The 16,582-nt window shown below is 71.7% G+C and carries 20 protein-coding genes; 7 read left to right on the top strand and 13 right to left on the bottom strand.

Annotated features, from left to right (window positions below):
- The first annotated feature begins 12 nt into the window (after positions 1-12).
- Positions 13-663: a hypothetical protein gene (locus G6W55_RS13910; protein WP_030782020.1), complete on the top strand. Its 651-nt coding sequence runs from the start codon at positions 13-15 to the stop codon at positions 661-663.
- Between the two features lie 16 nt (positions 664-679).
- On the opposite strand, the gene G6W55_RS13905 is transcribed toward G6W55_RS13910, so the two are convergent.
- The 6 genes from G6W55_RS13905 to G6W55_RS13880 all read right to left on the bottom strand — a co-directional run bounded on the left by G6W55_RS13905 (position 680) and on the right by G6W55_RS13880 (position 4,225).
- Positions 680-973 carry a DUF3303 family protein gene (locus tag G6W55_RS13905; RefSeq protein WP_030782017.1) on the bottom strand — a complete coding sequence of 98 codons (294 nt, stop codon included), beginning with the start codon at positions 971-973 and terminating at the stop codon, positions 680-682.
- 33 nt (positions 974-1,006) lie between these two features.
- Positions 1,007-1,735, bottom strand: coding sequence for a hypothetical protein (locus G6W55_RS13900; protein WP_175521144.1), 729 nt, complete (start codon positions 1,733-1,735; stop codon positions 1,007-1,009).
- A gap of 64 nt (positions 1,736-1,799) precedes the next feature.
- Positions 1,800-2,012: a hypothetical protein gene (locus tag G6W55_RS13895; RefSeq protein WP_175521143.1), complete on the bottom strand. Its 213-nt coding sequence runs from the start codon at positions 2,010-2,012 to the stop codon at positions 1,800-1,802.
- Positions 2,013-2,129: 117 nt separating this feature from the next.
- Positions 2,130-2,393 carry a hypothetical protein gene (locus G6W55_RS13890; RefSeq protein ID WP_175521142.1) on the bottom strand — a complete coding sequence of 88 codons (264 nt, stop codon included), beginning with the start codon at positions 2,391-2,393 and terminating at the stop codon, positions 2,130-2,132.
- Positions 2,390-2,743, bottom strand: coding sequence for a DUF6247 family protein (locus tag G6W55_RS13885; protein WP_309243711.1), 354 nt, complete (start codon positions 2,741-2,743; stop codon positions 2,390-2,392). The genes G6W55_RS13890 and G6W55_RS13885 overlap by 4 nt, the downstream gene beginning before the upstream one ends.
- Positions 2,744-2,941: 198 nt before the next feature.
- Positions 2,942-4,225 carry an adenylosuccinate synthase gene (locus G6W55_RS13880; RefSeq protein ID WP_175521141.1) on the bottom strand — a complete coding sequence of 428 codons (1,284 nt, stop codon included), beginning with the start codon at positions 4,223-4,225 and terminating at the stop codon, positions 2,942-2,944.
- Positions 4,226-4,470: 245 nt separating this feature from the next.
- Here G6W55_RS13880 and G6W55_RS13875 point away from each other — a divergent pair, with 245 nt between their 5' ends.
- The gene (locus G6W55_RS13875; RefSeq protein ID WP_175521140.1) at positions 4,471-5,391 is read left to right on the top strand and encodes a diacylglycerol kinase; all 921 of its coding nucleotides are present in this window, start codon (positions 4,471-4,473) and stop codon (positions 5,389-5,391) included.
- A gap of 87 nt (positions 5,392-5,478) precedes the next feature.
- Here the strand turns inward: G6W55_RS13875 and G6W55_RS13870 are convergent, their stop codons facing one another.
- The gene (locus tag G6W55_RS13870) at positions 5,479-5,997 is read right to left on the bottom strand and encodes a GbsR/MarR family transcriptional regulator (RefSeq protein ID WP_175521139.1); all 519 of its coding nucleotides are present in this window, start codon (positions 5,995-5,997) and stop codon (positions 5,479-5,481) included.
- A gap of 73 nt (positions 5,998-6,070) precedes the next feature.
- Here G6W55_RS13870 and G6W55_RS13865 point away from each other — a divergent pair, with 73 nt between their 5' ends.
- Together G6W55_RS13865 and G6W55_RS13860 are read left to right on the top strand one after the other, a co-directional pair.
- Positions 6,071-6,970 (top strand): ABC transporter ATP-binding protein, encoded by a 900-nt coding sequence (locus tag G6W55_RS13865; protein WP_175521138.1) that lies wholly within the window; start codon positions 6,071-6,073, stop codon positions 6,968-6,970.
- Positions 6,967-8,553, top strand: coding sequence for an ABC transporter permease (locus tag G6W55_RS13860; RefSeq protein WP_175521137.1), 1,587 nt, complete (start codon positions 6,967-6,969; stop codon positions 8,551-8,553). The genes G6W55_RS13865 and G6W55_RS13860 overlap by 4 nt, the downstream gene beginning before the upstream one ends.
- Positions 8,554-8,597: 44 nt before the next feature.
- Here G6W55_RS13860 and G6W55_RS13855 read toward each other — a convergent pair whose 3' ends face one another.
- Positions 8,598-9,815 carry a cytochrome P450 gene (locus G6W55_RS13855; RefSeq protein WP_175521136.1) on the bottom strand — a complete coding sequence of 406 codons (1,218 nt, stop codon included), beginning with the start codon at positions 9,813-9,815 and terminating at the stop codon, positions 8,598-8,600.
- Between the two features lie 78 nt (positions 9,816-9,893).
- On the opposite strand from G6W55_RS13855, the gene G6W55_RS13850 reads away from it, so the two are divergent.
- Complete coding sequence (locus G6W55_RS13850) at positions 9,894-10,193, top strand: hypothetical protein (RefSeq protein ID WP_175521135.1); 300 nt, start codon at positions 9,894-9,896, stop codon at positions 10,191-10,193.
- On the opposite strand, the gene G6W55_RS13845 is transcribed toward G6W55_RS13850, so the two are convergent.
- Both G6W55_RS13845 and G6W55_RS13840 read right to left on the bottom strand, forming a co-directional pair.
- Entirely contained in the window at positions 10,190-10,852 is a 663-nt protein-coding gene (locus G6W55_RS13845; RefSeq protein WP_175521134.1) for a response regulator transcription factor, read from the bottom strand. The two genes, G6W55_RS13850 and G6W55_RS13845, sit on opposite strands and share 4 nt — an antisense overlap.
- Complete coding sequence (locus G6W55_RS13840) at positions 10,849-12,198, bottom strand: histidine kinase (RefSeq protein ID WP_309243710.1); 1,350 nt, start codon at positions 12,196-12,198, stop codon at positions 10,849-10,851. The genes G6W55_RS13845 and G6W55_RS13840 overlap by 4 nt, the downstream gene beginning before the upstream one ends.
- 228 nt (positions 12,199-12,426) lie before the next feature.
- Between G6W55_RS13840 and G6W55_RS13835 the strand changes: the two genes are divergently transcribed.
- Both G6W55_RS13835 and G6W55_RS13830 read left to right on the top strand, forming a co-directional pair.
- Entirely contained in the window at positions 12,427-13,506 is a 1,080-nt protein-coding gene (locus G6W55_RS13835) for a hypothetical protein (RefSeq protein WP_175521133.1), read from the top strand.
- Positions 13,507-13,535: 29 nt separating this feature from the next.
- A complete protein-coding gene (locus tag G6W55_RS13830) occupies positions 13,536-13,715 on the top strand; it encodes a hypothetical protein (RefSeq protein ID WP_175521132.1) in 180 nt (59 codons plus the stop codon).
- A gap of 67 nt (positions 13,716-13,782) precedes the next feature.
- Here the strand turns inward: G6W55_RS13830 and G6W55_RS13825 are convergent, their stop codons facing one another.
- From G6W55_RS13825 to G6W55_RS13815, 3 genes are all read right to left on the bottom strand, one after another.
- Entirely contained in the window at positions 13,783-14,655 is an 873-nt protein-coding gene (locus G6W55_RS13825) for an alpha/beta hydrolase (protein WP_175521131.1), read from the bottom strand.
- Positions 14,656-14,878: 223 nt separating this feature from the next.
- Entirely contained in the window at positions 14,879-16,105 is a 1,227-nt protein-coding gene (gene kynU, locus G6W55_RS13820) for a kynureninase (protein WP_175521130.1), read from the bottom strand.
- Positions 16,098-16,582, bottom strand: a 485-nt coding sequence (locus G6W55_RS13815; RefSeq protein ID WP_254876242.1) for a tryptophan 2,3-dioxygenase family protein, incomplete at its 5' end; no start/stop codon positions are given. The genes G6W55_RS13815 and kynU, both read right to left, overlap by 8 nt.

Below are 16,582 nucleotides of genomic sequence, written 5' to 3'. Positions count from 1 at the left end.
GAGGAGCTCTCTTTGGCCTGTGACCTGTGGCTGGTACCGCTCGTCGACGTGTTGTGCCACACCCCCGACAACCCCTTCGCCGACGAACTCGCGCAGTACAACGACGTGCTGGCCGCCTCGGGGCTCCCCCCGGTGCCGGTGTTCCAGTACATGCCGGGCCTGTCCGGCGAGGTCGCCCCGGTGGCCGGCTTCGACTACGACGCCCTGCACTTCCTGCGCCGCGTCTATCTGCTCCAGGTCTGCGGACTGCCGGTGACCCCCGTGGACGAGCTGGGCGGCGACTACGAACAGCTCCTGGAGATGTTCGAGTCGACGGCCCAGCAGTCGCATCTGGTCTGGCACTACGACCACGCGGGCGCGTATGTCCCGGTGGACTTCCCGCAGCCGCTGGCCAACGACGAACTGCTCGCCGGCGGCGGCCCGTTGGGCTCCGCGCAGGCCCTGCTGCGGGAGCTGGAGTTCGTCGCCCCGGCCATCGGGATCGATCCGGCGAACCCGCCCTCCGCACCGCAGGCGCCGTCCGCGCCCACGGAGTTGGAGGAGCCCGCCGTCCCGGCGCCCTACGACCCGAGCCCCTTCGCGCGCGAGCGGCACGTCTGGCTCGGACTGCACGCGGCGGCGACCCGGAGCCTGGCCCAGGGATCGATGATCGTGTTCAGCTAGAGGCCGGCCGTGCGACTCAACGCCCCAGCTCCGAGAGCCCCTTCTGCACGTCCGCCATGTCCATCACCGGGCTGTAGGTCAGCTCGGCGTTGAGGTTGAGGAAGAACGGCTCACTGATCACCGGCAGCTTGGAGGGGTCCTCCAGGTCGAAGACGATGAAGGCGGTGCGCCGGCCGTGGTCGGTGGTGAAGTAGGCGGCCTCGGGCTTGATCTGCTCCATCGTCTCCTGCATCAGCTTGCCCAGGGTGCCGTTGCGGATCGCCTCGTTCGCCTTCTCCGTGTCCATGCTCGCCTTGAGCAGTACGCGCATCGCACTCACCTTCTCCGGGAGATTGCGGCAGATTCAGGTTATTCCGGTTTGCCGCATATCTCCCTCCGGCCGGTCCCAGCCGTAGATCAGCACGGCTCCGAGGGCGACGAGCGTCACCTCGACGGCCGGCACCAGCCACCAGACCAGACCGGTCCACACACCGACGAGCCCCAGGGCGACGGACACGCTCACCGTCAGGATCAGCAGCCGCTTGCCGTACGGCCGCCAGGCGAACCACGCGTGCGGGCCCGGTCCCGGCAGCCGCGCGCCGCCGAACACCAGCGTCAGGGCGGCCAGCAGGCCGAGGCCGGTACCGAGTGCGGCCGGCATCTGGGGTTCGTCGCGCGGGGCGTCGGAGGTGCGCTGGCGGACGCCACGGGCGTCGCTCTCGGCGATCGACACGACCTCGCCGCGCCAGACCGTGCCGGTGATCCGGTCCCCGGGCCGCAGCTCCTCCAGCACCGGGCCGGGATCACCGAAGAGCACGACACCGTCCCAGTAGGGGGTGCCGGACAGGGTCGCGCGGAGTCCGCCCCGCTTCCCCCGGTCGACCTTCGTGGCGTCGACGGTGAACGTCACCGTCCGCAGACAGTCCTCGTAGCGCCGCTCGGGCGCGCCGTCGGGGCAGGTCGGGGCCGTCTCATAGGCCCGGTAGCTGACACGGTCCGACACCAGCCAGGTGGTGAAGGCCGCCCAGCAGCCCAGCGCGGCGAGCACGGACAGCGCGAGCAGCGCCAGCCCCTTGAGCCGTGTCACGATCATCGCCGCGCCCCCTTCCGTCGGGGGGACAGACGATCACCAGGTGTCGAACAGTTGCACGGGCGGGTCAGGGTCGGCCGATCAGCCGGATCTCCGGCGGCCACAGCACCCCGCCCGCCAGCAGCAGACAGGGCCCCAGATGCACCGCGCAGACCCGCAACGCGGGCAGCCGGTACCGCGCGACCTCGAAGACGGCGGGGTCGTCACAGCCGGTGCCGTCGGCCTGGTCACCGTCACCGCCGTACGGACCGCGGCATCGGGCGTTCCGGTGGACGCTCATCTTTCGATTGTCCTGCGCCGGGGACGCGGAAGCCGGGCGCGGGTCGCCGGGCAGAGGCCCCCCGTCCACACCGTTCTCGATCAGCGCCGGGGCTCGTGGAGGCCGGCCTGATCTCCTTCACCCGTTCCAGACGATGTTGCAGACGTACACACACTCGTGCCGGGGAACCGCGAGGAACTGGATGAAGCCACGTCCGCCGAAGAGGGGAAAGTTCCGCAGTCCTCCGGGCTTGTCCTCGGGCCTGCTTCCAGCCGTCTCGGCATCACGGCCGAGCGCGGCCAGTTCGATGGCGATCCGCTCCACTTCGGCGATCACACCGACGGGCAGGCCGTCGGTCAGGTATTCCTCGCTCGGGTTGTAGTCCCACTTCCAGTCGGTCACAGGCCGGCCTCGGCCCGGGCGTCCGCATGGATCTTCCTGATCTCGGCGATGGCGTCGGCCGGGTCCTCCAGCCCGGCACTGACCACCTCCTCCAGGTGACGCAGGCGGGCAGCGCGCGCGGGACGCCGCTGGATCGCCACGAAGACACCCCAGGTGTGGACGAACGTGCGCAGCGGTGCGAACGACTGAAGCTGCTGGGCGCTGGTGGTCGCATCGACAAGATCACTCACAAAGGCCGGCATCCGGCTCGGAGTCAGGCTCTCGACAGCGGTGCGCAGGGCGCCAGGGGTGAGCGCGGGCATGGGAATGAGCGGCTCGTCGGCCTGAGGGTCCGCGGGCAGGGCGGTCACGGTGTGCTCCCGGTCGGTGGACGTTCGCTGTGCCGTCGACGGTACCGCGCGGTCTCCGGACGTACGAAGGGCAAGAGTCGACTGCGGCTCGTGTGGACGGCACGGTGCGTTCGTGCCGCCCGCACGCGGGATCCCGACTCATGGCTGAGCCCGGCGACGTGGACCGCCGCCGGGCTCAGCCACACCCCTACAGGCCCCCTACAGGAACGAGTTGATCTCGATCGTCTCGTCCCGGCCCGGGCCCACGCCGATCGCGGAGATCGGGGCGCCGGACATCTCCTCCAGTGCCTTGACGTAGTTCTGCGCGTTCTTCGGCAGGTCGGAGAACGACTTCGCCTTCGTGATGTCCTCGGACCAGCCCGGCAGGGTCTCGTAGACCGGCTTCGCGTGGTGGAAGTCGGACTGCGAGTACGGGAGTTCCTCGACGCGCCTGCCGTCGATCTCGTACGCCACGCAGACCGGGATCTGCTCCCAGCCGGTGAGGACGTCGAGCTTGGTGAGGAAGAAGTCCGTCAGGCCGTTCACCCGGGTCGCGTAGCGGGCGATGACCGCGTCGAACCAGCCGCAGCGCCGGTCCCGGCCGGTGGTGACGCCCCGCTCGCCGCCGATGCGGCGCAGCGCCTCGCCGTCCTCGTCGAACAGCTCGGTCGGGAACGGGCCCGAGCCGACACGGGTCGTGTACGCCTTCAGGATGCCGATGACCCGGCTGATCTTCGTCGGGCCCACGCCCGCGCCCGTGCAGGCGCCGCCCGCGGTCGGGTTCGAGGAGGTGACGAAGGGGTACGTGCCGTGGTCGATGTCGAGGAGCGTGCCCTGACCGCCCTCGAAGAGGACGACCTTGTCGTCGTCCAGCGCCTGGTTGAGGACCAGGACCGTGTCGGTGACGTACGGAGCGAGCTTCTCCGCGTAACCGAGCAGTTCCTCGACGACCTGGTCGACGGCGATCGCGCGCCGGTTGTACAGCTTGGTCAGGAGCTGGTTCTTGCCGTCGAGCGCGGCCTCGACCTTCTGGGTCAGGATCGACTCGTCGTAGAGGTCCTGGACCCGGATGCCGACGCGGTTGATCTTGTCGGCGTAGGTCGGGCCGATGCCGCGGCCGGTGGTGCCGATCTTGCGCTTTCCGAGGAAGCGTTCCGTCACCTTGTCGACAGTGACGTTGTAGGGCGTGATGATGTGCGCGTTGCCGCTGATGAGCAGCTTCGACGTGTCGACTCCGCGCTCGTTCAGACCGCTCAGCTCGGAGAGCAGGACCGACGGGTCGACGACGACGCCGTTTCCGATGACCGGCGTACAGCCGGGGGAGAGGATCCCGGAAGGGAGGAGGTGGAGTGCGTACTTCTGGTCACCGACGACGACCGTGTGGCCGGCGTTGTTGCCGCCCTGGTAGCGCACTACGTAGTCCACCGAGCCACCGAGCAGATCGGTGGCCTTTCCCTTGCCTTCGTCACCCCACTGAGCACCGAGCAGCACAAGTGCGGGCACGCGCGTACACCCCTTCCGGGTGGGGCATGTCCAAGGTCAGGGGCGTACGCGGAGGCTTTTCACACCACCGCGTGCACCGCGACCGTCGTTGGCCGCAGTTCGGCGACCGTCGTTGGCCGCACCGCGACCGTCGCCGGCCGCACACCGTCGGACCCGGATGCCCCGGAATAGACGAAGCCCCTGGCGCAATAGCGCAAGGGGCTCTTGCACAAAGATGCTACCCGAGGAAGCGAGGCAGGACCGAGGTGGCGACTTTCGCGACGCCGGACCAGCTACTGGTGATCATCGATCCGGTCGCCCGGAGCACGGACGGGGAGTCCGTACGGATCGCGAAAGACGTGCTCGGCGCGGGTGCGGCGAGTACGAAGGTGTGTCTGCCGGAGAGCCCCGAGGAGTTCGCCCGGATGCTCCAGCGGCGGGGCTCGCGGCGGCCGGTACTGATCGGTGACGACCGTGCGCTGGTGCGGACGGTCGCCCTGCTGCACCGGCGGCGGGAACTGGCCGGATGCGTGCTGTCGGTGGTGCCGGTGGGCCCGGTGCTGGGCGTGGCGCACGCGCTGGGGGTGCCCACGGGCGCGGTGGCGGCGGCCCGGGCCGTCCTGGACGGCACCGAGCGGCGTCTCGACGTGCTGGTGGACGACAGCGACGGGGTGGTCCTCGGCGCGCTGCGGATCCCGCCGCTGCCGGCGGATGCCTCGGTGGCGGATCCGTCCGGCGCCGGTTCCTCCGGCGCCGCGTCCTCCGGTTCCCCGTCCTCCGGCTCCCCGTTCTCCGGCGGCGGGCCGCACGGGCGGCCCTGGCTGCACTCCCTGGTCCGCACCCTCGCGCACCCCCGGACCGCCCGGCCGTCGCGGCTCGCCGCGGCCCCGCCGTCGCCCGGCCCCGCCCGGCTGCGGGTCGAGGTGGACGGCGAGACGCTGGTCGACCTGGACCAGCCGGTGGAGGCCGTCTCGGTGACACCGGGCGCCTCGGGCACGGCGGAGGTGATCGTCCGGCCGCTGTCGCTGGGCGCGGACGCGGCCCCGATCGAGGCCAGGGGCCGCATCGTGACGGTCTCCGGGGCGGACTTCCGCTACCACGCGGACGCGTCGGTGGCGGGTCCGGTACGACGACGGACGTGGACGGTCCGGGAGGGGGCGCTGGGGCTGATGCTGCCGGGGCGGTGAGCCCCTGGCCCTCAAGGCTCGTCCTGGCTCTCAGGGCGCGTCTTGGCCCTCAGGGCGCGTCCTGGCCCTCAGGGCGCGTCCTGGCCCTCAGGGCGTGTCCTGGCCCTCAGGCTCGTCCTGGCCCTCGCCGAAGAGCTGCTCGCGGTGGGTGCGCCAGCGTTCCATCATGGCCGCGACCTCGCCCTCGACGAACTCGAAGAAGGCGAGCGTCTCGGCCATCCGGCGGCCCGCGGGGGTCTCGGGGCCGAGGCTGGTCACGCCCTCGCGCAGGGCGGCCTCCCAGCGCTTGATGACCGCCTCACGGTTGGTCAGGGCCTCGTACCACTGGTCGCCGCGCACCCGGTAGCGCTCACGGCGGGAGCCGGGTTCCCGCTCGCGGGAGACCATGTGGGTCTGGGCGAGGTAGCGCACCGCGCCCGAGACGGCCGCGGGGCTGATCCGCAACTGTTCGCCGAGTTCGGCGGAGCTGAGCACGCCCTCGTCGGAGGAGAGCAGCGCGGCGAACACCCGGGCGGGCATCCGCTGCATCCCGGCCTCGACGAGCTGGGCCGCGAAGCCCTCGACGAACCTCGACACCGCCTCCGTGTCCCGCCCGCTCTCGCTCATACGCCTCATCCTAACTTCGATTCACGCACTTCCTTAACTTCACAATTTTCTGAAAGAAGCGTACGTTCGGAGCATGACGAAGGCCATCACCGTCTCCGGACTGCACAAGTCCTTCGGCCGCACCCACGCCCTCGACGGCCTCGACCTGGAGGTCGCCGCCGGTGAGGTGCACGGCTTCCTGGGACCCAACGGCGCCGGCAAGTCCACCGCCATCCGGGTGCTGCTCGGCCTGCTGCGGGCCGACGCCGGCACCGCCCGGGTCCTCGGCCGCGACCCCTGGGCCGACGCGGTCGACCTGCACCGCCGTATCGCCTACGTGCCCGGCGACGTCACCCTGTGGCGCAACCTCTCCGGCGGTGAGGTCATCGACCTGTACGGCAGGCTGCACGGGGGCCTGGACCCGGCCCGCCGCGCCGAACTGACCGCCCGCTTCGAGCTGGACCCGACGAAGAAGGGCCGCGCCTACTCCAAGGGCAACCGGCAGAAGGTCGCGCTGGTCGCCGCGTTCGCCTCGGACGTCGACCTGATCGTCCTGGACGAACCGACCTCGGGCCTCGACCCGTTGATGGAGGAGGTCTTCCGGACGTGCGTCGAGGAGGAGCGGGCGAAGGGGCGCACGGTGCTGCTCTCCTCCCACATCCTCAGCGAGGTCGAGGAGTTGTGCGACCGGGTCAGCATCATCCGCAACGGCCGCACCGTCGAGACGGGCTCCCTGGCCGACCTGCGCCATCTCACCCGGACCAGCGTGACCGCCGAACTCGCCCATGAACCCAACGGGTTGACCGACCTGCCCGGGGTGCACGACCTCGACGTCCAGGGAAAGCGGGTGCGGTTGCAGGTCGACACCGACCGACTGGACGCCGTACTGCGGTCGTTGACCGCCTCCGGCGTGCGGTCGCTGACCTCGACCCCGCCGACGCTGGAGGAACTCTTCCTGCGCCACTACCGGGACGACGAGGTGACGGCCCGATGACCGCGCTCACCGGCACCGGCACCCTGCTGCGCTTCGCGCTCCGCCGCGACCGGCTGATGATCCCGGTCTGGGTGGCGGTCAACGCCCTGATGGTCCTCTCCATGCCGGGCACCCTGGAGAGCCTCTACGACAGCCCCGCCGACCGCGCGGACCTGCTGCGCCAGATGGACACCAACGCCTCCCTGCGCGCGCTGATCGGACCGGTCTTCGGCGACTCCGTGGGCGCGCTCACCGCCTGGCGGGTCGGGGTGTACGCGGGCGCGCTGGCCGCCGTGACCGGCCTGCTGGTCGTCGTACGGCACACCCGGGACGAGGAGGAGAGCGGCCGGGCGGAGCTGATCGCCTCCGGTGTGGTCGGCCGTAGGGCCTCGTTGACGGCGGCGCTGCTCGCGGCCGGTGTCGCGAACGGCGTGCTCGCGCTGCTGGTGACGGCGGGTCTGGCCGGCCGGGGTGCGGCGGGGGCGGCGGCGTTCGGGCTGGGGCTCGCCGGGGTGGGGGTGCTGTTCGCGACGACCGCCGCGATCGCCGCGCAGCTCACCGAGAGCGCGCGGCTCGCCCGGGGGCTGACGGCGGCGGTGCTCGGCGCGGCGTTCGTGCTGCGCGCGGCGGGCGACTCGGCGCGGGCGGACGGCTCCTCGCCGCTGACCTGGCTGTCCCCGCTCGGCTGGCTGGAGAACCTGCGGCCCTACGCCGGCGAACGCTGGTGGGTGCTGGGCCTGTTCGCCGCCGTCATCGCCCTCCAGGCCGCCGTCGCCTATGTGCTGGCCGGACGCCGGGACGTCGGCATGAGCTTCCTGCCGACCCGGCCGGGCCCGGCGTCCGGCCGGCTGGGCTCGGCGGGCGCCCTCGCCTGGCGGCTCCAGCGGGGCGCGGTGACCGGCTGGAGCGTCGGCTTCCTGCTGGCCGGCGTGGTCTACGGCGGACTCACGGACGGCGCCGCCGACCTGGTCCGCGACAACGACAAGGCCCGCGAGATCTTCGAGCGGATGGGCGGGAAGGCGGGGCTCACGGACACCTTCCTCGCCTCGATGATCGGCATGCTCGGTCTCGTCGCCGCGCTCTACATCGTGGGCTCGGTGCTGCGGCTGCACGGCGAGGAGACCTCGGGGCGGGCCGAACCGGTGCTGGCGAACGCGGTCGGACGGCTGCGCTGGGCCGCCGGCCATCTGCTGATCGCCTTCGGCGGCGCGGCCCTGATCATGCTGCTCGCCGGCCTCGGCTTCCTGACCGGCCTCGGCCTGGTCGGGGACCTCGGCGACCGGGCGGGCCCGGTCCTGGGCGCCTGTCTGGTGCAGCTCCCCGCGGTGTGGGTGATCGGCGGAGTCACGGTCCTGCTCTACGGGGCCGTCCCGCGGCTCGCGCCCGCCGCGTGGGGCGTGGCGGGCGCGGTCCTGCTGATCGGCTGGGTCGGCCCGGCCCTGGACGCCCCGCAGGCGGTGCTGGACCTGTCACCCTTCGGCCATCTGCCCAAACTGCCCGGCGGGACGATGGAATGGCCGCCGGTGCTGGTCCTGACGGGGCTCGCGGTGCTGCTGGTGGCGGGCGGACTGGCGGGCCTGCGGAGGCGGGACATGACGACCTGAGGCCCGCCCTCGCTCTTTTCCTGGCTCACACGGTCTTTCCTGGCTCACACGGTGACGTCGAGGCCCTCCAGTCCCCGGATCACGAAGTTCGGCTTGCGGAGGGGTTCGGAGGCGAGGGCGAGGGCCGGGGCGCGCTCCAGGAGGGCCGTCATCGAGGCGGCCAGCTCGATCCGGGCCAGCGGGGCGCCGATGCAGTAGTGGATACCGGCGCTGAAGGAGATGTGCGGGTTGTCGGCGCGGGTGAGGTCCAGCCGCTCGGGACGGTCGAAGACGGCCGGGTCGTGGTTGGCCGACCCGAAGAGCATCGCGATCTCCGCGCCCCTCGGGATCGTCGTGCCGTCGATCTCGATGTCGTCCAGCACCCAGCGCTCGAAGAGCTGGAGCGGGGTGTCGTAGCGCATCAGCTCCTCCACGGCGGAGGGGACCAGCGTGTGGTCGGCGCGCAGGGCGGCGAGCTGGTCGGGGTTGCGGAAGAGCGCCCACCAGCCGTTGACGGTGGCGTTGACCGTCGCCTCGTGCCCCGCGTTCAGCAGCAGCACGGCCGTGGAGATCAGCTCCTGCTCGGTGAGCCGGTCGCCCTCGTCGTGCGCCTCGATCAGGCCCGACATCAGATCGTCGCCCGGCTCCTTGCGGCGGGCCGCGATCAGCTCGCGCAGATAGTCCGAGAACTCGACCGACGCCCGCACCGCCCGCGCCGCCGTCTCCTCCGAGGGGTTCAGCTCGTACATCCCGCAGATGTCCGCCGACCAGGGCCGCAGGGGTGCCCGGTCCGACTCCGGGATGCCCAGCATCTCGGCGATCACCGCGACCGGCAGCGGCTCGGCGACGTCGGCGAGCAGATCGCCGCCGCCCGCCTCCACCAGCCGGTCGACCAGGTCCCCGGCGAGCCCGGCCACATACGGCTTGAGCCGCTCGACCGTACGGGGCGTGAACGCCTTCGACACCAGCCGCCGGATCCGGGTGTGGTCCGGGGGCTCCAGGTCGAGCATCCCGTGGTCGTTCAGCGTGTGGAACGGCTCGTGCTCGGCGGGCGGCGCGGTCCGTCCGAAGTCCTCGTGCGTGAACCGGTGCTGATAGGTCCGGCCCAGCCGCCGGTCCCGCAGCAGCGCCGACACGTCCGCGTGATGCGGCACCAGCCACTGGTCCGTCGGCCCGTACCGGATCACCCGCCCGCGCTCCCGCAGCTCGGCGTAGGCCGGATACGGGTCGGCCACGAACGCCGGGTCCCAGGGATCGAAACGAAGCTCGTCGACTGCTGCCATGCCCGGACGCTAGCCGCTCGACGGCCCGCTGACCAGGGTGGTCCCGCCCGCCGCACCGCCCGTTGTCACACTGTCCGTATGACGGGGTGGGAGTGGGACGAGGGCGAGTATCTGGCCCTGTTGGAGGCCGAGCGCCGGGACTACGCCTGGATCATGGGCCGGTACGGCGGGATGTCCCCGTCCGAGTCCCGGGCGGCGGCACTGGAGTGGTACCCGTACGAACCCCCCGGCGCCACCTGCCGCGGACTCGTCTTCCACGACTCGGCGTGGCACTGGGCGATGGGCGCGCTGTACGGCGACGACTACGCCCGGAACGCCCCCGACCTGGGCAGGCCCCCGGACCACTCGGGCTCCGGCGGGGGGACGGACACGACCTAGCCCGGGGTCACCAGGCGGGCCTCGTAGGCGAAGACGGCTGCCTGGGTGCGGTCGCGCAGGCCCAGTTTCACCAGGATCCGGCTGACGTGGGTCTTGATGGTGGACTCCGCGACGACCAGCCGGCCCGCGATCTCGACGTTCGACAGGCCGTGGGCGATCAGGACCAGCACCTCCGTCTCGCGTTCGGTGAGGTCGCCGTAGGACGCCTGGGCGGGGGCGAGCCGGGGGACCTCCGCGAGCTTGGAGAACTCGGTGATCAGACGCCGGGTGACGGAGGGCGCGAGGAGGGCCTCGCCGGACGCCACCACCCTTACTCCGTCCGCCAGTTGGCGGGCCGAGGCGTCCTTGAGGAGGAAGCCGGAGGCGCCCGCCCGCAGCGCCTGGTAGACGTACTCGTCGAGGTCGAAGGTGGTCAGCACCAGGACCTTCGCCGCGCCGTCCGCCGCCACGATCTCCCGGGTCGCCTCGATGCCGTTCAGCTCCGGCATCCGGATGTCCATCAGGACCACGTCCGGGGAGAGTTCCCGGACCCGCTCCACCGCCTCACGGCCGTTGACCGCCTCGCCGACGACCTCGATGTCCGGCATCGCGTTCAGCAGGACGGAGAAGCCCTCGCGCACCATCATCTGGTCGTCCGCGATCAGTACCCGGATCGTCATGCCCCACCCTCGCTCACGGGAGGAACCGGCAGGAACACCGTCACCTCGTAACCGCCCGCCGGGGTCGGTTCCGCCGTCATCTCGCCGTTCAGCATGGTGACCCGCTCGCGCATCCCCGTGATGCCGTGCCCCGCGCCGGGCGACGGCTTGACCAGGGACGGGTTGGGCGGCGGATCGTTGACTATCCGCAGCCCCAGCCCGCCCAGCACATAGCCGATCTCGACCCGGGCCCCCGCTCCGGGCGCGTGCCGCAGGCTGTTGCTGAGGGCCTCCTGCACGATCCGGTACGCCGACAGCTCCACACCCTGGGGAAGCTCACGGACCGCCCCGGTGACCGTCTTCTCCACGGCCAGGCCCGTCTCCCGGACGTTGGAGAGCAGGCCCTCCAGGTCGGCCAGGGTGGGCTGCGGGGTGTCCGGCGCCTCGTAGTCCTCGGCGCGGACCACGCCCAGGACCCGGCGCAGTTCGGTGAGGGCCGCCACCGCGTTCTCCCGGATGATGGCGAACGCCCGCTCCAGCTCCTCCGGCGGGTTCTCCACCCGGTAGGGGGCGGCCTCGGCCTGGATGGCGACCACCGACATGTGGTGCGCGACCACGTCGTGCAGCTCACGGGCGATGGTGGTGCGCTCCTCCAGCAGCGTCCGCCGCGAACGCTCCACCGCGGTCACCGTCTGCTGGGCCGACACGTCCTCCTCGGCCTGCCGCCGGATGTGCCACACGGTGACCGCCAGCAGGAGGATCGCGGAGAGCACCAGCATCGGCGCGGCGTTCGACCCGTAGTAGCTGTTGAACGCCGTCTCGGCGACGAAGCCGTAGAACGCGGTCAGCACCCACATCCAGGCCGCCGTGCGCGGCCGGGTGCGTATCGCGACGACCGTGAGCACCAGCAGATGCGAGACGAAGCTCGGCGGCGGCCAGGGGTAGTCGCCGTACGAGCTGCCGACGGCGGCGACGACCACGGTCGACACCAGCGACAGCCAGAACGCGCCCACCGGCCGCACCAGCGTCAGCAGCACCGGCGCCACCGCGACCAGACCGATGATGGTGGAGAAGCCGGTGCCCCCGCCGTCCCCCCAGGCGACCATCATCGTCAGCAGCGCGCCCGCCACCACCAGCGCGTGCCGCGACCAGGTCGCGTACTCCCGCTTACGGCCCTTGAGCCGGCCGCTGACCGGGCCCTTGGGCTCCCTGCGGGGCAGCGGGCGGTAGGCGAAGGCGTCGAGGAAGAGGTCCTGTCGCATACCGCGCAGGGCGTCCATGGCCGCCCGGCTCTCCGGGCTCCTCGGCTGATAGGCGCCGTACGGGTCGTCCTGTCGCGTCATGTGCGTCTGCGTCGTCTCGGTCACGGTGAAAACGGTAGGCGGAGGAGGGTACCGCGGTCGTCACCAGTGAGAGGGGTTCCACGGCGTCCACCTCAAGTACTACGGGGCTGACGGCGACGAGGGCTCAGGGCGATGTGGGCCGGTTTCTGAAAGTCCGGGCGGAACTATGGCTTCCGTCATAGCGACCGCAGCACGCATCTGATCACATCGACCATGATCAATAGAGCCGTGCGTTCTCTCTGACCAGGAGACGTGACGGCCGGACGCCAGGAGCCCGAGCCCGCGCGGGAAGCGGATACCGACGGCCCCGGCGTCTTCGAACTGTCCAAAATCGGGGCCTTTATGAAAAAACATCAGCGAATAGCCACGAGTTGCCTTGCCCTTGCGGCAAGCGGATGGCTGGTGCTGGGCACGACAACGACGGCCACCGCAGACAGCACGGACTCCGTGCAGGCCGCTGCGATCGTCGAACGCATCACCGGTACCCACGACCTGGCGGCACCCGTCGCCGGCCGTGAGCACGAGGCGGGCAGAACCGTCACGAATACGCCGGACGGCCGCGTCGTGATCGCCGTTCCGGCAGCCTCCGACGGCACGGTCGAGGCGACCGCGCCGGACGGGACCACGTTCGGTGTGGGGCTTCCGACGACCCGGAGCGTCGCCGGCATCGAAAGCGGCGCCGGCACCGTCGTGTACCCGGATGCCGCACCGTCCACCGACCTCGCGGTCCAGCCCACTGTGAACGGAGCCGTCCGCAGCCTGGTGACCCTCAAGGATGCCGGCGCCTCCACCAGCCAGCGCTTCGACCTGAACCTGCCGGCCGGAACCGAACTGGTTCCGGCCGCCGACGGCGGTTACGAGATCATCGAGCGGATCGATGCCGACTCGAGTGTCGCCATCGGCGCCATCGCCGCACCGTGGGCGAAGGACGCCGCCGGAAAGGACGTACCCACCGACTACCGACTGGACGGCAACTCGCTGGTCCAGCGGATCCACACCACCGCCGACACCGTCTTCCCTGTGGTCGCCGACCCCAGTGTCTCCTTCGGCCGCGGCATCTATGTGAAGTTCAACCGCTCGGAAACGGCATCCGTGGCTCCGTACAGTGACGCCGCGTCCGCAGTCGTCGCAGCATGCCAGAAGGTCCCGGAGCGGGTCAGGAACATGCCCGTGCGCACCATCTGCCGAGGGACGCTGGGCGCCGGCGCCCAGAGTGTGCGGAAGACCTTCAAGAGCGCCGCGAGCCAGAACCGCTGTGTCCAGATCCGGCTCCCCTACGCCCCGATCGGCGTCGTGATCGGATGGCCCGAGTGGAAGAATGTCGCATGCTGACGCCGACGAGCCAAACGCAAGGAGACCCCGTGAGCACGGCTCGAAACGCAGTCGTCACGTTCATCAGTGTTGTTGCGGTCCTGCTCGCCGTTCAGTTCGCCTTCGAGCAGACAGTCACCATCCGCTCCGTGTTGGTCGCAGCCGGCGTGGGACTGCTTTCCGTGGGCGTCGGCCCGCTCTGGGAATCGTGGCGGCACAGCCGCCGCTGAACACCATCGACGGACAGCCCGCAGACCCCCGCCCTTCGGCCGGGTCCGCGGGCCCCTGCCGCCGCCCTCACCAAGCCAACTGCGCGATCTCCTCCGCCACCACCGCACACGCGTCCGCCGCCGGGTCGATCAGCGGGAAGTGGCCGACGTCCTCCAGGAGGGTCAGGCCGACCACCTCGCCCGCCTTCGCCGCCGCGTCCGCGTACGCCTCGGCGACCGCCTGCGGTACGACCAGGTCGGTGCGTCCCTGGACCAGGGTCGTGGCGATGCCCGTCGGGAGCAGCAGCGCGGGGTCGGCGTACGGCCGGCGTTCCTCGAAGTGCTGCTCGCCGCCCAGGAGTTGGCGGGCCGCGCCGCCGCAGACGTCCAGTTTCTCCGCGACCTCGAAGTCCGCGATCGGGGCGAGGGCGACCACGCCCCGCAGGGGGACGGGGCCGTCGGTCCGCCAGGCCGAACCGGCCGGCAGCACATGCCGGGCCGCCGCCCACAGGGCGAGGTGGCCGCCCGCCGAGTGGCCGGTGACGACCACGCGCCGGGCGTCGGCCTGGGGCAGGACCTTCGCCACCAGCGCCGGAACCGCGTCGAGAGCGGCGGCGACGTCGTCGAAGGTGTCCGGCCAGCGCCCGGCGACGGCGGGCGCTGCGTCGGCCGGGCCGCGCCGGTACTCCACGTTGGCCACGGCGAACCCGCGCCGCGCGAGGAAGTCCGCGAACGGGCTGACGTGCCGCCGGTCGTACGGCGCGCGCCAGGCCCCGCCGTGCAGGACGACGACGAGCGGCGCGGCACCGCCCGGACCGGCCTCGGCCTTCGGGGCGTAGAAGTCGATCACCTGGTCGGGGTGGTCGCCGTACGGGGCGGTGGCGTCGGGGCCGACCGGCGGGTGCGAGAAGGCCGACTCCTCCTCGGCGGTGGCCCGGGCAGCGACGGCGTCGTCCGGCATGCTCCAACCTCTCAGCGGTTCAACGGATTTGGACGGGACGGGGGTGGCGGACCGGGTACGGATCCGGCCGTTGGCCGGGACGGTATCAGGCCCGTGACGTGCGCGGACATGCGGATGTCACGCACGGTGAAGGGGAGACGGCTCTGCCGATTTGTCGACCCGACCAGGCAGAAACGTCTCCCCCTCCCCCCAACTCCCCCTCCCCCAACTCCCCCTCCACCGCCTACAGCACAGCCGCCAGCGTCCGCGCCGCCCGCTCCACGTCCCCGAAACCGACGTACAGCGGCGTGAACCCGAACCGCAGCACGTCCGGGTGGCGGAAGTCCCCGACCACCCCGCGCGCGATCAGCCGCTCCATGACGTCCCGTGCGTCCGCGCAGCGAAGCGCCACCTGGCTGCCGCGCTCCTCGTGCCGTACCGGGGTGAGCGACTCGACGCGGCCCTCGGGGACGTACGCGGCCACGCACTCCAGGAAGAAGTCCGTCAGCGCGAGGGACTTGGCACGGACCGTGTCGACGGAGACCCCGTCCCAGACGTCGAGCGCCGCCTCCAGGGCGAGCATCGACAGGATGTCCGGCGTGCCGACCCGGCCGCGCAGGGCGCCCTCGGCGGGCCGGAAGGCGGGCCGCATGCCGAAGGGTTCGGCGTGCGAGTTCCAGCCGGGCAGCGGGGAGTCGAAACGGTCCTGCAACTCGCGGCGCACATACAGGTACGCCGGTGAACCCGGGCCGCCGTTCAGGTACTTGTAGGTGCAGCCGACCGCGAGGTCCACGCCGTGCGCGTCGAGGCCGACGGGCAGCGCGCCCGCGCTGTGGCAGAGGTCCCAGACGGCGAGGGCGCCCGCCTCGTGCGCGGCGGCGGTGAGGCCGGGCAGGTCGTGCAGCCGCCCGGTGCGGTAGTCGACGTGGTTGAGCAGCACGGCCGCCGTACGGTCGGACAGCGCCGCGGGCACCTCCGCCGGGGTCACCGGACGTACCGTACGGCCGGTCATCCGGGCCGCCGACTCGGCGATGTACCCGTCGGTGGGGAAGGTCGTCGCGTCGACGAGGATCTCGTCCCGGCCGGCGTCCGCGAGGCGCACCGCGCCCACGAGCGCCTTGAAGACGTTGACGCTCGTGGAGTCGCCGACCACGATCTGCCCGGCCCCGGCGCCCACCAGCGGGGCGATCCGGTCGCCGATCCGCTCGGGCGCCGTCCACCAGCCGCTCTCGGTCCAGGAACGGATGCGCAGCTCGCCCCACTGGCGGCGGACGACGTCCTCGATCCGGCCGGGGACGGCGGCGGGCAGCGCGCCCAGCGAGTTGCCGTCGAGGTACACGGTCTCGTCGAGGAGGAACTCCGCGCGCTTGGCGGCCAGCGCGTCACCGGCGTCCAGCTCGCGCGCCTTGAAGGCGAAGTCCGCGGCATCGGACGCAGACGTGACAGAGACGATGGGCGGGGTGTCAGACATAGGACCGCGCCGTCCACAGCTCGGGGAAGACGTTGTTCCGCGCGCGCTTCTCCAGCCAGGCCACCCCGGCGGAGCCGCCCGTGCCGGTCTTCGCGCCCATCGCACGCCGCGTGGCGACGAGGTGGTCGTTGCGCCAGCGCCACACCAGCTCGGCGACGTCGGTCAGCGCCTCGCCGAGACGGGCGACCTCGCTGTCCGCGTCACCGGAGTAGACGGCCGTCCACGCGCGCTCGACCTCGGGCGAGGGCTCGTAGCGCCGGGAGACGTCCCGCTCCAGGACGGACGACGGGATCTCCGACCCGCGGCGGGCCAGCAGCCGCAGCACCTCGTCGTAGAGGCTGGGCTCGTGCAGGGCCTTCTCCAGCTCCGCGTGGACCCGGGGCGCGCCGCGGTGCGGTACGAGCATGGACGCGGACTTCTCGCCGAGCAGGAACTCCATCCGCCGGTACATCGCCGACTGGAAGCCGGAGCCCTCGC

This window comes from Streptomyces sp. CAI-85, assembly GCF_013363615.1.
Lineage (GTDB): Bacteria > Actinomycetota > Actinomycetes > Streptomycetales > Streptomycetaceae > Streptomyces > Streptomyces antibioticus_B.
This window is presented reverse-complemented; position numbering and strand designations above follow the sequence as displayed.